We start from the raw sequence: 14,133 nt of genomic DNA, 5'->3' as shown, positions 1-14,133 counted from the left end.
ATAACGGCAAAATCATGTAACTCACCCGTTTGCCAGTGCGATTAATCGAAGTAGCAAAACGACTACTCGCGGTGGCAGGCGGTGGGAGTGGTGACAGTGATCTTCGCCATGCATGGGGCGGGACGGCCGGCGCGCCAGCTCGACCCGGGCGAGGACGAGCACTGGCTGACGGTCGACCAGCTCGAGGAGGTGCTCGACCGCGCGGCAGACCGCGAGGACGTTCACCTCACGTTCGACGACGGCAACGAATCCGACGTCGAAGTCGTGCTGCCGCGGCTGGTCGAGCGCGGGCTGACGGCGGAGTTCTTCCCGCTGGCGGGCCGGCTCGGGCAGCGCGGGTACCTCGACCGCGACGGCCTGCGCGAACTCGCCCGGGCGGGGATGCAGATCGGTTCGCACGGCTGGGAGCCCCGCGACTGGCGGCGGCTCGACGACCGCCACGCCCGTCGCGAGCTGACGGAGGCGCCGAAGCTCCTCGGCGACCTGTGCGGCCAGCCGGTGCGGCGGTATTCACTGCCGTTCGGCGCGTACGACCGCCGGGTGCTGGCCAGGCTGCGGCAGGCGGGCGCAACGCGGGTGTACACGAGCGACGGCGGCACGGCTCGCCGCGACGGCTGGTTGCAGGCCAGGACCGAGCTCCGGCACGACCTCGACGGCGAGCGGCTGGACCGGGGTGCTTTCGGTGGGGGCCCGGCGGACGCACTGGGTGAACCGGCTGGTTCGGCGGTCTGCTCGGTAGGTGTGGGTGGGTGGCCGAGTCCGGCGGGTTCGGGCGAGGCCGTGCTCTGGCGTCGGATCAGCCACCGCGGCGTCCCGGCCAACGGGACACCGCGCAAACCCCTCCTCCCCACCTCACCCCGATGAGCAGCCTTTTCGGCAAATTCGGCCACCTGATGGGAAATTCCCGCACCCGCAGGGCTTGAACGCGCTCTCGCCCGGGTGCATCCTGGTGCCCCGCCGCCGTAAGGAAAGTTTCCTAACTAAAGGGAGCACCAGGAATGCGGAAACTGATCCTGCTCGCGACGCTCGCGCTGGCCGCGGCCGTGATGCCGTCGGCGCTCGCGTCGGCGTCGCCCGCCCCGGCCGCCGTCGAAGCCGCCCCCACCGCGGCCCAGCTGCTCGCCAAGACCGGCAGCTGCAACCAGATCTCGAACGGCAAGTACAAGACCGACGAAGACGCTTCGAGCAAATCCGTCGCCGTCTGCGACGCCAACGGGGCGGTGTTCTGGAAAGCCGACATGGACATCGACTGCGACGGGCAGCGCACCTCGCAGTGCAACGAAAACACCGACTGCTGCTACCAGGACGACACCGCGTTCCACCAGTCCGACGGCAAGCCGCTCAACGCCGCGAAGCTGCCCTACATCGTCGTGCCGAGCTCCAGCAGCATCTGGAAGTACTCCTCCTCCGGCCTCAAGGGCGGCGGCTCCTGCGCGGTGATCTACAACGGCAAGGTCGAGTACGCCGTCATCGGGGACACCGGCCCGACGCAGATCATCGGCGAAGCCTCCTACGCGACCGCGAAGGACCTCGGCATCAACCCCGACCCCTCCAACGGCGGCACCGACTCCGGCGTCACCTACATCTGCTTCAAGAACTCGACCGTCTCGCCGATCGAGAACCACGCCAACGCGGTGAGCAAGGGCCAGAGCCTCGCCACCACCTTCGTGAACAACAACTGACGCAACCGATTCACCGGCCGGCGCCGGATCGTGGTCCTCGTCCACGGTCCGGCGCCGGACCGTGACCCGAATTTCACCTGAATCCCTTGTGTCTCACGGCCGTTTCACGCCGTCCCCCGTTCGCCGCGCCCGCGGTAACGATCCAGGGGTGCCCGCCGACCAACTTGAGGGTCGCGCGGAATAGCGGAGGTTTGGCGTGAAGATCAGTGTCTTCGGGCTCGGTTACGTCGGTTGTGTCTCCGCCGCGTGCCTGGCGGGGCAGGGGCACCGGGTGGTCGGCGTGGACGTCAACCCGGTGAAGATCGACCTCATCACCCAGGGCAACGCCCCGGTGGTCGAGGAGCGGATCGGCGAACTGACCGCCGAGGTCGTCGCGAGCGGCGCGCTGAGAGCCACGACCGACGTCGCCGAGGCGGTCGCGGACAGCGAGATTTCGCTGATCTGCGTCGGGACGCCGTCGGCGCCGAACGGCAGCCTGTCCACGGTCTACCTCGAGCGGGTCGCCGAGGAGATCGGCGAGGCGCTCGCGAAGAAGAGCGAGCGGCACACCGTCGTCTTCCGCAGCACGATGCTGCCCGGCACGTGCCTGGACCTGCTGGTCCCGATCCTGGAAAAGGCCTCGGGCCGCACGGCGGGCGTCGACTTCGGCGTCGCGGTGAATCCCGAGTTCCTGCGCGAGGGCACCAGCGTCCGCGACTTCTTCGACCCGCCGAAGACGGTGATCGGCGAGATCGACGCGGCCAGCGGGGACGCCGTCGCGGCGCTCTACGAGGGCCTGCCCGGCCCGGTCTTCCGCGTGCCGATCCCGGTCGCGGAAATGACGAAGTACGCCGACAACTCCTTCCACGGCCTGAAGATCGGCTTCGCGAACGAGCTCGGCGCCGTCTGCCGGGCGCTGGGCCTCGACTCGCACCAGGTGATCGACGTCTTCCTCGCCGACACCAAGCTCAACATCAGCCCCGCCTACCTGAAGCCGGGATTCGCCTTCGGCGGCTCGTGCCTGCCAAAGGACCTGCGCGGGCTGGTCTACGCCGCGCACCGCGCCGACGTCAGCGTGCCGATCCTGTCGCACGTGCTGGCGTCGAACGACGAACACCTGCAGCGGGCGTTCGACCTGGTCGCGCGGACCGGCAAGCGCAAGGTCGGGCTGTTCGGCCTGTCGTTCAAGCCGGGCACCGACGACCTGCGCGAGTCGCCGCTGGTCGAGCTGGCCGAACGGCTGCTCGGCAAGGGCTACGACCTGAAGATCTACGACGCCAACGTCAGCCTCTCCCGGCTGATGGGCGCCAACCGCGAGTACATCGAGAGCAGGCTCCCGCACCTCGGCCAGCTGCTGGCCGGGTCGGTCGGCGAGGTCGTGGACCACGCCGAGGTTCTGCTCGTGGGCACCAAGGACCCGGACGTGCTGGCGGCCCTGCCGCACGGCCGGTCCATCGTCGACCTCGTCCGCCTGCCCGACGCCGCAGAGCGTCGCCTTGAAGAGGGATACGCCGGCCTTGCCTGGTAAAGCGCTCATCCTCGTCGAAAACCTCTCCGTCCCCTTCGACCGCCGGGTCTGGCAGGAGTCCACGACCCTGCGCGACGCCGGGTGGGAAGTCCACGTGATCTGCCCGCAGGGCACGAAACGCGACACCGAGGCCGAAGCCGTCGTCGACGGCGTCCACATCCACCGCTACCCGCTGAAGGCGGCGACCGGCGGGCCCGCCGGCTACCTGCAGGAGTACGGCACCGCGCTGTGGCACACGCTGCGGCTGGCCCGCAAGATCGGCCCGGTCGACGTCGTCCACGCCTGCAACCCGCCGGACCTGCTGTACCTGGTCGCGAAGGTGCTCAAGCGCCAGGGCGCGCGGTTCATCTTCGACCAGCACGACCTCTGCCCGGAGCTGTACCTCTCGCGGTTCGACCGCGGGCAGGACCTGCTCTACCGCGGGGTCTGCGCGCTCGAACGCGCCACCTACCGCGCCGCCGACGTCGTGATTTCGACGAACGAGAGCTACAAGCAGGTCGCCCGGATCCGCGGCGGCAAGAAGCCCGAGGACGTCTTCGTGGTGCGCAGCGCCCCGGTCGTCGAGCGGTTCCACGAGGTGCCGGCCGAGCCCGAGCTGAAGAAGGGCAAGCCGTACCTGCTCGCCTACCTCGGCGTGATGGGCCCGCAGGACGGCGTCGACTACGCCCTGCGCGCGCTCGCGAAGCTGCGTGACGAGATCGGCCGCACCGACTGGCACGCGGTGTTCGTCGGCTCGGGCGACGCGTTCGACGACATGGTCGCCCTCTCGGCGAAGCTCGGGCTGGCCAACCAGGTCGAGTTCACCGGCCGGATCTCCGACGAGGACCTGGTCCGCTACCTGTCCACCGCCGACGTCTGCCTGTCGCCGGACCCGCTCAACCCGCTCAACGACGTCTCCACGATGAACAAGGTCATGGAGTACATGGCGATGAGCAAGCCGATCGTCTCGTTCGAACTGCGGGAGGCCCGCGTTTCCGCAGGTGACGCGGCCGTGTACGCCCCGGCGAACGACGAGTCGGCGTTCGCGAAGCTGGTCGCCCAGCTGCTCGACGACCCGGAGGAGCGCACCCGGATGGGCAAGCTCGGCCAGGCCCGGGTGGCCGGTCCGCTCTCCTGGGAGAACTCCGCGAAGGCCCTGCTGGCCGCGTATGAGCACGCTGTGAAGTCTTGATCGCCGTTCGGTCAAGAACCCACCGAACGTGTAACCAATGCTCCCGGTCTTACGACGGTTCGGGTAACCGGCCGATCAACTGAACCCGTTCGGCGTACCCGTCTCAGGAATGGAGAGCCCGCCGTTGACTGACGACACGGTGCGCCTGGCCCTGGTCGGGCAGGTCCTGCGACGACGATGGCGGCTGCTGGCCGCCCTCGCCGTCCTGGGCGCGCTGGTCGGCGCCGGAGCGTCGATCCTGTTCTCACCCGGCTACAAGACGACCTCGGGCGTGCTGCTGCAGGGCCCGCGCCAGGCCGACGAGCTGCTGACCCAGGCCGAGATCGCGACCGCCTCGGTCGTCCTCGACCGCGCCGCCGCCGTGCTGCCGTGGCACCCCAGCGGTGCCGACCTGAAGAAGCAGGTCAGCGCGGCGGTGGCGCAGAGCAACGTCGTGACGATCACCGTCTCCGCCGACACCGCCGAGCACGCCCAGCAGCTCGCCGACCAGGTCGCGCAGCAGTACGTCAAGTACTCCACGCAGCTGGCGAGCAACTCCGCCGACGCCTCGGTGCAGCTCGCCCAGGAACAGCGGGAGTCGCTGCGCCAGCAGGTCAAGCTGACCACGGAGAAGATCAGCGACCTCGCCAAGAACGTCGGCGGGAACCTGACCGTCGAGAGCGTCCAGGTCCGCACCCAGCTCGAGGGCCTGCGGACGTCGCTGGAGCAGGCGATCAACGACCTGAACCAGGCCGACCTGGCCACCGGCGTCGGCAACACCGTGGTGCTGGGGCCGTCCCAGCGCCCGACGTCGCCCGCGGCCCCGACGATGACGCAGTTCGTCGCCGGCGGCGCGGTGCTGTTCTTCCTCGTGGGCGTTTTCGGCCACCTGTTCACCGCCCGCGCCGACCGGCGGCTGCGGGGCGAACCGGAGATCGCGTCCGCGCTCGGCGCGCCGATCCTCGCCGGGGTCGACGTCGCGACTCCGCAGGGCGACCGCCTGCCGGCGAACGGCCTGTTCGGCAAGGTCCGGCGGCTGCTCGGCGGCGACCGGCCGTGGGTGCTGCCGCCCGTCGCGACCTCGGCCGACGAGGTCAACCGCGACATCCGCTACCGCCGGGTGCTGGCCCGGCTGGCCACCGGCCCCGCCGACGTCCTGCTGCTGGTGGCCGACGACGACGAGACCGGCCGCCTGGCCGCCGGCCAGCTCGCCGAGCTGGCCGACCGGCTTTCCGTGCCGCTGCGGATCTTCGAGTACTCGGCCGAGCGGCCGACGGTGCCGGACGCGACCGCCGACTCGGGTGTTCTGGTCGTGCTCGGCTCCGGCACGCGCACCGCGTGGCAGCTGATCCGGCTGGCCGAAGCCTGCACCGACGGGAGCCAGGAGATCGTCGGCGCGGTCCTCACCCACGCCGTCCGGCCGGCGGCGCCCGAGAAACCCGAGCCCGCGGCGGAAGCCCCCGAGAAAGCCCTGGCAGGTTCGGCGTGACGACTTCCTCCGAAACTGCATCCTCCGGGGCCAAGCCCCGAACCCCGGCCGGGGGGCGAGCCCCCCTGGACCCCCCAACCGCCGGCGGCACGGCGCCGCTTTTCGACCTTTCGCGGCTGTTCATCGCCATCCGGCGGCGCAAGCGCGTCTGGCTCGCGACCGCGCTGCTCGGGCTGATCGCCGGCGCGGCGGTCGCGGTCGCGCTGCCCGCGCCGCCGACCGCGGTGGCCAAGGTGATCGTGGTCCACCAGGACGACTCGCCGACCGACAGCGGCACGCTGATGCGCACCGACGTCGCCGTGCTGCAGACGACCCAGATCGCCGAAGGCGCGCTGAAGAAGCTGGGCAGCACCGAAACGCCCGAAAATTTCATGAAGAACTACGCGGGACTGGGCCTGACCAACAACGTCCTGCAGATCACCGTCAAGGCGAAGAGCAACGAAGCGGCCGTGGCGCAGGCGCAGGCGCTCGCCGACACGTTCATCGCCGACCACGTCAAGCGCAGCCAGGCGGCCGCGGCCGCCCAGTCGCAGGCCATCCTCGACCAGCGCAAGAACGCGCAGGACGAGCTGGCCAAGGTCGAGCAGCAGATCGTCGAGGAGGAGGGCAAGGGCCGCCAGGCCAGCCAGCCCACCCTTGAGAACCTCTACAGCCGCCGGGCCGCGCTGACCGCGCAGATCTCGGACTTCACCTCGCGCGCCCAGCAGGCCGGCATCGGCAGCCCGCAGGTCGCCGCAGGCACCCAGATCGTCGACGCGCCCCGCGCGCTGCCCAAGGCGTTCCTCAAGACCATCGCGACCGACGCCGGTGTCGGCTTCGCACTCGGCCTGTTCCTCGGGCTCGCGCTCGTCGCCGTCGGCGCGGTGTCGCGTGACCGGCCGGTGCTGCGCCGCGAGATCTCGACGCACCTCGGCGCGTCCGTGATCGCGCAGCTGCCGTCGAAGCTGCGCGGCCCCGCCCGGCTGTGGCGGCGCTCGCGCGCGGTCTCCGAACGCAAGCGCGTCGCCACCACGCTGGTCCGCCTGGTCAAGCAGGACCCGCGGCCGGTGTCGCTGCTCGAACTCGGCGCGCCGGCGGTCGTCGCCGCGCTCGCCCTCGACATGGCCGGGGAGCTGGCCGGCGACGGCACCGTGAGCGTCGTCGACGACCTGCCGGGCGAGGACGTCCGCAAGCTCGCGCAGGAGACCGGCAGCGAGGTCACCGTGGTGGGCGCCGGGGACGCGGCCGGCGAGCTGCGGGTCGGCGTCGGCACGGTGTCGCCGGGTACGGCCTGGACCGACCTGGAGCACCTCGGCAAGGAAACCGTGCTGGTCGTCAAGGCCGGGCACGCGAACACGCTGTGGCTGCACACCGTCGCGCGGCAGCTCGCCGACCAGGGGATCCCGGTCATCGGCGTGGTGCTGGTCGACCCGGACCCGCGCGACAAGTCCGACGGCACCCTGTGGGACGGCCTGCACACGGCCCTGCGCGGCCGCGGCGCCGAGGTCCCGGCGGCGCCGCCGGCTCCGGCCGAGCGCGAAGACCGCCTGGACGAGCTGGTCGCCCGCGTCGCCGAGCGCGTCGCCAAGACCGAGCAGCCGACGCGCCGGTTCGCCCCGGTGCGGCCGGTGATCCCGCCGGTCGTCACCCACCCGAAGCCGCCGGCGTCCCCGCTGCCGGCCCCCGGCACGGTCAGCGTCCCGGACCACCTGAACGCGCCGACGAAGAAATTCGCCCCGGTCAAGCCGCCGAAGCGGCCGACGCCGTTCAAACGCGACCACGGCGAACCGGCCCACAAGGGCGAACTGAACGCCGGACTCGAGCCAGAGAAGAGCGCGGAGGTCTCCTGACCCCCGCCGCGACCGAAGGGGAACGCACCCGAGATGTGCGGCATCGCAGGCACCTACCTCTGGCCGGACGGCGGGCCGCTCACCGACCGGCTGACGAAGACGCTGGCCCACCGCGGCCCGGACGGCTCCGGCCGCTACGAGCACCGGGCCGGCCCCGGCGAAGTCCACCTGGGCCACCGGCGGCTGTCGATCATCGACCTGTCCGAGACCGGCGCCCAGCCGATGGTCCTCGACGGGCTCGCGCTGAGCTACAACGGCGAGCTGTACAACGCGCCGGAGCTGCGGGCCGAGCTCGAATCCGCCGGCGTCCGCTTCCGGGGGACGTCCGACACCGAGGTGCTGTTGCAGGCGTGGCGGCGCTGGGGCACGGACTGCCTGCCGAAGCTGCGCGGGATGTTCGCGTTCGCGCTGTTCGAGGAGGGCACCGGGGAGCTGTTCCTGGTCCGCGACCAGCTGGGCATCAAGCCGCTGTTCTTCGTGCAGCGCGGTGGCGGGGTCGTGTTCGCCTCCGAGCTGAAGGCGATCGCCGGTGAGCTCGGCGGGTCCCTGCAGGTCGACAACGCGGCGTTGATCGCCTCGCTGCTTTACTACTGGGTGCCGGACAGCCGGTGCGCCTACCAGGGCGCGGAGAAGCTGCAGCCGGGCACGTGGCTGCGCTGCCGCCCGGACGGCCAGGTCGACCGCGGCCGGTTCTGGTCGCTGCGGGAGGTCGCCGAAGAGGGCGCGGCGTTCGACGGCGAGATCGACCTGCACGAGGTGATCGCCGAGTCGACGGCCAAGCACCTGCTTTCCGACGTCCCGGTGGCGACGTTCCTTTCCGGCGGGCTGGACTCCAGCTACCTGACGGCGCTGGCTGCGCGGTCGCAGCCGGGGATTTCCGCCTACACCATCGGTTTCCGGGCCGAGGACGCGAAGTTCGAGGCCATGCCGGACGACCTCAAGTACGCCCGGATCGTGGCCGAGAAGTTCGGCGTCGACCTGCACGAGATCGAGATCGCGCCGCAGGTGCTCGACCTGCTGCCGAAGATGACCTACCACCTCGACGAGCCGATCGGGGACCCGGCGGCGATCAACTCGTTCCTGATCTGCTCGGCCGCGCGCGAGGCCGGCGTCAAGGTGATGCTGTCCGGGATGGGCGCCGACGAGCTGTTCGCCGGGTACCGCAAGCACCTCGCCAACCTGATCGCGCTGCGTTACCACAAGGTGCCGAGCGCGGTCCGGCGGCCGGTCGAGTCCATTGTGGACCGCCTGCCGGTGGCGTCGGCCACGCGCGGGTACCGGTCGGTGCGGTTCGCGAAGCGGTTCCTGTCCTTCGCGGGCCTGCCCGAGGAGACGGCGTTCCGGCGCAGCTACACGATGTACGACCGCGCGGAGCTGCTCTCGCTGGTCAACCCGGATCTGGCCGCTGACGTCGACTCCGTGTTGACCGAGCACGCCGACACCTACAACGACCAGGCGCTGGACGACTTCGTCAACCGGATGTGCCTGGCCGACTCGCGGATGTTCCTGCCCGGGCTGAACCTGACCTACACCGACCGTTCGACGATGGCGGCGTCCACCGAGGTCCGGACGCCGTTCGTCGACGTCGAGGTCGTGCGGGCGGCGTTCAAGGTTCCGGGGAACAAGAAGATCGTCGGCCGCGCCGGCAAGGTCGCGCTGAAGAACGCGGCGCTGAACATCCTGCCCAGCGAGATCGTGCACCGGCCGAAGGGCCTGTTCAGCGCGCCGCTGCGGGCCTGGATGAGCCGCGACCTGGCGCCGCTGGTGCGCGAGGTCGTCAACGACGGCGTGCTCGTCACGTCCGGCCTCCTGCAGCGTGAGGCGTTGCAGCGCATGGTCGCCGAGGACGCCGCCGGCCAGGAGGACCGCGGCAAGCACCTCTGGCACGTCTTGACTCTTGAGTATTGGTACCGGAACGCGATGTCTGGAGCGGGAGCGAAGTGAAGCAGGTAGTCCAGAACTACAAGAGCGGGGAACTGGCGCTCCTCGACGTGCCCGAGCCGGCCTGCAAGCCCGGTGGTGTGCTGGTGCGGACGGTGTACTCGCTGATCTCGACCGGCACCGAGATGATGAAGGTGTCCGAGGCGAGCATGTCCCTGGTGGGCAAGGCGAAGGCGCGGCCCGACCAGGTGGCGAAGGTGATGCAGAGCGTCGCCACCAACGGGCTGTCGGCGACCTACCGCAAGGTGACGTCCAAACTGGACTCCTACACCCCGCTCGGCTACTCGCTGTGCGGCATCGTGGAGCAGGTCGGCGACGGCATCACCGACGTGGCGGTCGGCGACCTGGTGGCCTGCGCGGGCAACGAACACGCGCTGCACTCGGAGCTCAACTGGGTGCCCAAGAACCTGTACTCGAAGGTGCCGGCCGGCGTCGACCCGCGGCACGCGGCGTTCGGCACGGTCGGGTCGATCGCGATGCAGGGCGTCCGCCGCGGCGAGCCGCAGATCGGCGACGTCGCCCTGGTGATCGGGCTCGGCCTGATCGGCCAGCTGGTCGTGCAGCTGCTGGCGTCGTCCGGCGTGCGCGTGGTCGGCGTCGACCCGGACCCGGAGCGCTGCAAGCTGGCCGAGAGCCTCGGCGCGCTGACCTGCGCGCACCCGGCGTCCGGCATCGTGGACACGGCGGTGGACGAGCTGACCCACGGCGCGGGCGTCGACCAGACGTACCTGGCCGCCGGTGGCAACACGAACGACCCGGTGGAGCTGGCCGCGAAGCTGTCACGCGACCGCGGCCGCGTGATCGACATCGGCAAGTGCAAGCTCGACCTGCCGTGGAACGCCTACTACGAGAAGGAACTGGACGTCCGGTTCTCGCGGTCCTACGGCCCGGGCCGCTACGACCCGTCGTACGAGCTCGAAGGCCGTGACTACCCGATCGGCCAGGTCCGCTGGACCGAGCGCCGCAACCTCGAGTGCGTGCTGGACCTGATCGCGCGCGACCGGCTGGATGTCGAGCCGCTGATCACGCACGTGTCGGACTTCTCTTCTGCCGTCGACACGTACAAGTCGCTGAACGAGGGCGCTTTGAAGGCGGTGGCGGTGCTGTTCCGCTACCCGGACGCGGTCGCCCGGACGGAGCCGGTCGTGACGTCGGCGCGTGTCGCGGTGGCGTCGTCTTCGGCTGCCACTGCCCTTCCGGCGGGCCAGGCCGTCCGCCTGGGCTTCATCGGGGCGGGCAACTACGCGTCCTCGATGCTGCTGCCGCACCTGGTCGATCGGCCCGACGTCAAGCTCGAGCACGTCGCGACGACGTCGGCGCTGTCGGGCGCCAACGCACGGCGCAAGTTCGGCTTCGCGGCGGCGTCGACGGACATCGACAACGTTCTGGGCGACTCCTCGATCGACGCGGTGTTCGTCGTGACGCGGCACAGCTCCCACGCGGAGCTGACCCGCCAGGCGCTGCTGGCGGGCAAGGCGGTGTTCGTCGAAAAGCCGCTGGCGCTGTCTCCGGAAGAGCTGCAGAAGGTCCTGGACGCGATCGAGGAGTCGGGCAACGACCGCCTCCAGGTGGGCTTCAACCGCCGTTTCGCGCCGCTGCTGCACGAGGCCCGCGACCAGTTCGGCCCGCGCGTCGGCCCGGCGACGGTCCGCTACCTGGTCAACGCGGGCCGCCTCGACCACGGCAGCTGGTACAACCAGACGGCCACGGAGGGCTCCCGCTTCGCGGGCGAGGGCGGCCACTTCATCGACACGGTGAGCTGGCTCCTCGACGCCGACCCGGTCTCGGTGTACGCAACAGGAGACGTCCAGGTGACCCTGACCTACCCGGACGGCTCGACGGCGGTGATCACGTACGCCGAGACGGGCTCGTCGGGCTTCCCGAAGGAGACCTTGGACCTCACGGCGGACGGCAAGGTGCTGAAGTTCGACGACTTCGTCCGGGCATCGGTGTACGCCCGCAAGAAGTGGGCGAGCTCCCGCCTCCCGAAGGGCCGCGACAAGGGCCAGGCGGCGGAGGTCAACGCGTTCCTGGAGGCGGTCCGGACGGGCTCGCCGATGCCGATCCCCCTGGCGTCCCTGGCGGCGACGACACTGGCGACGCTGGCCGCGCAAAGCAGCGTCGCGAACGCGGCGCCGGTGCGCATCGAGCTGCCGCGGAAGACGGGCGCCCCGGCATGACGAGCCGGGACGCGGTGCCGGGGGAGGCGGATGCCTGGGCGGCCGCCGCGCCGGCCCGGCGGGCAGCGTCGCGGGAGGCGGGCGCACTGGTCCGCCTGGCGGTGCCGCGGGTGGTAGGCGCCTCGGCGGGCGCCGCGCCGGCTCGGCCGGCGGTGCCGGGGGAGGCGGGCGCGCTGGTCCGCCTGGCGGTGCCGCGGGACGCGGCCGCTCCGGTACGGCTGGCGGTGCCGCGGGAGGTAGGCGCCTTGGCGGGCGTCCGCCGGAGCGTCGCCTTGGCGGGCGTCCGCCCGAGCGTCGCCCTGGCGGGCGCGCCGGTCCGGCCGGAGCCGGGGGTCGTCGCATGATGGGGCCCGGCTGGTACCTGCGCCGGCTGTCGCGGATGGGGCCGGCTGAGGTTGTCGGGCGTGCGCGGCATGCCGTTGTCCAGCGGCAGTGGCGGTCTTCGCTGCCCACGCCGCCCGACTGGCCGTCGCACCCGCGCTTCACCTCGGCGCTGCCCGCCGGCGTGCTGGGGAAGGTTTCCGGCGAAGCTGGTTCGCGGCTCGTGGCCACCGCCGATGAGCTGATGGCCGGCCGCGCCGAGTACTTCGGGGTGGACCGTTCGGACTTCGAAGCGCCGGACTGGTTCCTCGACCCGAAGACCGGGCGCCGCGCGCCTTCGGATGTCTACGCGTTCGATGTGCCGTACCGGTCGGAGGACACGGTCGGTGACATCAAGCAGATCTGGGAGCCGTCGCGGCACCAGCACCTCACCGTGCTGGCGGCGGCCTACGCGCTGACCGGGACTTCGGCGTACGCCTCCCGCGTGGCCGAGCACCTGCGGTCGTGGTGGGCGGCGAACCCGCCGTTGCAGGGGCCGCACTGGGTGAGCGGCATCGAGCTGGGCATCCGGCTGTTGTCGTGGGTCTGGACGCGCCGGCTGCTCGACGGCTGGCCGGGTGCCGCGGAGCTGTTCGAGGACAACCCGGACTTCCAGCTCCAGCTGTGGCACCACCAGAACTGGCTGGCGACGCTACGCAGCCACGGCTCGTCGGCGAACAACCACGTCATCGCGGAGGACGCCGGGCTGCTCGCGGCGGCGTGCGCGTTCGGCTGGTTCCCGGAGTCGGCGGGCTGGCGCTCGGCGGCGATGCGCTCGCTGGACGTCCAGCTGGCACGCAACACCTTCGCGTCGGGGCTCAACGCCGAACTGGCGTCCGAGTACCACGGCCTGGTGTTGGAACTCGGCCTGGCGGCGGCGGTCGAGGCCGACGCGGCGGGCACACCGGTGCCGGAGTCGACGTGGGACGTCCTGCTCCGGATGACGGACGCGCTGGCGTCCATTGTGGACAACCGGCTGCGCCCGCCCCGCCAGGGCGACGCCGACGACGGCTTCGGCCTGATCGTCGACGGCACCTCGACCGACCGCTGGGCGTCCCTGCTGGCGACGGGCGAAGTCCTGTTCGGACGCCTGGACTGGTGGCCGCCGGTGCCGGGCGACGACGTCCGCACGGCGCTGCTGGCGTCCCTGGCTGCCCGGACCCCGCGGGCTTCGGGCGGTCGCCCCGGCCGCCGCCCGGCGCACCTGCGTGACGCCGGGATGACGATCCTGCGGTCCGGCCGGCTGTGGGTCCGCTGCGACGGCGGCCCCCACGGCTTCCTGTCGATCGCGGCGCACGCGCACGCGGACGCGTTGTCGCTGGAGGTCCGCCACGACGGGGTGGACATCCTCGCCGACCCGGGCACGTTCTGCTACCACGGCGAGCCGCAGTGGCGCTCGTACTTCCGGTCGACGCTCGGGCACAACACACTCGAGCTGGACAACCGTGACCAGTCGGTCTCGGGCGGCCCGTTCCTGTGGACCCGGCACGCGGTGACGAAGGTGCTCGACGTGCACACGCCGGACGCGGGCCCGTCCCGCTGGTCGGCGGCCCACGACGGCTACGCACCGGCGCTCCACCGCCGCACGGTGGAGCTCGACGGCGACGTGCTGAGCATCGTGGACGAGGTCCTCGGCGACGGTGACCCGGGCGCGGCGCGGCTGGCGTTCCACTTAGGCCCGGCGGTGACGGTGATGCTCGACGGGACCACCGCGCGGCTCCGCTGGGTCGCCGATCCCGATCCCGCCGGACCTTCGGAGGCCGCCGCGGTGACCGATCCGCTGGTCGGCCGCGTGTCCGGGTCACTCGGCGGGACCGCCGTGCGCACCGCCGTCATGGAGTTGCCGGCCGGGCTCTCGTGGACCGTGCACCGGGGAGACACCGAGCCGCCGCTCGGCTGGTATTCCGCGGGGTTCGGCCGCAAGGAGCCTTCGACCACCCTTGTCGGCTCCGGGACTCCCGGACAGCTCACCACCCTGCTCCACTTCAGTTAGGA

At 71.4% G+C, this 14,133-nt stretch carries 9 protein-coding genes and 1 pseudogene; all 10 read left to right on the top strand.

The features are described from left to right. Positions 1-108: 108 nt before the first annotated feature. The 10 genes and pseudogenes from C2L59_RS24360 (at position 109) to C2L59_RS24315 (ending at position 14,131) form a co-directional block, all read left to right on the top strand. Positions 109-739 (top strand): annotated as a pseudogene (locus C2L59_RS24360) (polysaccharide deacetylase family protein). A gap of 259 nt (positions 740-998) precedes the next feature. Beyond that, positions 999-1,682 (top strand): glycoside hydrolase family 75 protein, encoded by a 684-nt coding sequence (locus C2L59_RS24355; protein WP_103351823.1) that lies wholly within the window; start codon positions 999-1,001, stop codon positions 1,680-1,682. A 196-nt stretch (positions 1,683-1,878) separates the two neighbouring features. Next, positions 1,879-3,189 carry a nucleotide sugar dehydrogenase gene (locus C2L59_RS24350; RefSeq protein ID WP_103351822.1) on the top strand — a complete coding sequence of 437 codons (1,311 nt, stop codon included), beginning with the start codon at positions 1,879-1,881 and terminating at the stop codon, positions 3,187-3,189. Then, positions 3,179-4,360: a glycosyltransferase family 4 protein gene (locus tag C2L59_RS24345; RefSeq protein ID WP_199199230.1), complete on the top strand. Its 1,182-nt coding sequence runs from the start codon at positions 3,179-3,181 to the stop codon at positions 4,358-4,360. The genes C2L59_RS24350 and C2L59_RS24345 overlap by 11 nt, the downstream gene beginning before the upstream one ends. A 109-nt stretch (positions 4,361-4,469) precedes the next feature. Then, a complete protein-coding gene (locus tag C2L59_RS24340) occupies positions 4,470-5,828 on the top strand; it encodes an exopolysaccharide biosynthesis protein (RefSeq protein WP_199199229.1) in 1,359 nt (452 codons plus the stop codon). Positions 5,829-5,893: 65 nt separating this feature from the next. After that, positions 5,894-7,657, top strand: coding sequence for a Wzz/FepE/Etk N-terminal domain-containing protein (locus C2L59_RS24335; protein WP_103351894.1), 1,764 nt, complete (start codon positions 5,894-5,896; stop codon positions 7,655-7,657). Positions 7,658-7,690: 33 nt separating this feature from the next. Beyond that, positions 7,691-9,601, top strand: coding sequence for an asparagine synthase (glutamine-hydrolyzing) (gene asnB / locus C2L59_RS24330; RefSeq protein ID WP_103351821.1), 1,911 nt, complete (start codon positions 7,691-7,693; stop codon positions 9,599-9,601). Continuing rightward, on the top strand, positions 9,598-11,778 hold the full coding sequence (locus tag C2L59_RS24325) for a bi-domain-containing oxidoreductase (RefSeq protein WP_103351820.1): 2,181 nt from the start codon (positions 9,598-9,600) through the stop codon (positions 11,776-11,778). Before asnB ends, C2L59_RS24325 begins: the two co-directional genes overlap by 4 nt. Beyond that, on the top strand, positions 11,775-12,122 hold the full coding sequence (locus tag C2L59_RS24320) for a hypothetical protein (RefSeq protein WP_103351819.1): 348 nt from the start codon (positions 11,775-11,777) through the stop codon (positions 12,120-12,122). The genes C2L59_RS24325 and C2L59_RS24320 overlap by 4 nt, the downstream gene beginning before the upstream one ends. Next, positions 12,119-14,131 carry an alginate lyase family protein gene (locus tag C2L59_RS24315; RefSeq protein WP_103351818.1) on the top strand — a complete coding sequence of 671 codons (2,013 nt, stop codon included), beginning with the start codon at positions 12,119-12,121 and terminating at the stop codon, positions 14,129-14,131. The genes C2L59_RS24320 and C2L59_RS24315 overlap by 4 nt, the downstream gene beginning before the upstream one ends. Positions 14,132-14,133: the final 2 nt, after the last annotated feature.

Source organism: Amycolatopsis sp. CA-128772, assembly GCF_002904295.1.
Taxonomy (GTDB): Bacteria; Actinomycetota; Actinomycetes; order Mycobacteriales; family Pseudonocardiaceae; genus Amycolatopsis.
The sequence above is the reverse complement of the archived record's forward strand: the minus strand, read 5'-3'. Positions and strand labels throughout refer to the sequence as shown.

What these genes read in the sequence shown, in the direction of transcription:
- C2L59_RS24340 (WP_199199229.1), top strand. Translation starts at nt 4,470, where the DNA reads ATGGAGAGCCCGCCGTTGACTGACGACACGGTGCGCCTGGCCCTGGTC.
- C2L59_RS24315 (WP_103351818.1), top strand. Translation starts at nt 12,119, where the DNA reads ATGATGGGGCCCGGCTGGTACCTGCGCCGGCTGTCGCGGATGGGGCCG.
- asnB (WP_103351821.1), top strand. Translation starts at nt 7,691, where the DNA reads ATGTGCGGCATCGCAGGCACCTACCTCTGGCCGGACGGCGGGCCGCTC.
- C2L59_RS24320 (WP_103351819.1), top strand. Translation starts at nt 11,775, where the DNA reads ATGACGAGCCGGGACGCGGTGCCGGGGGAGGCGGATGCCTGGGCGGCC.
- C2L59_RS24355 (WP_103351823.1), top strand. Translation starts at nt 999, where the DNA reads ATGCGGAAACTGATCCTGCTCGCGACGCTCGCGCTGGCCGCGGCCGTG.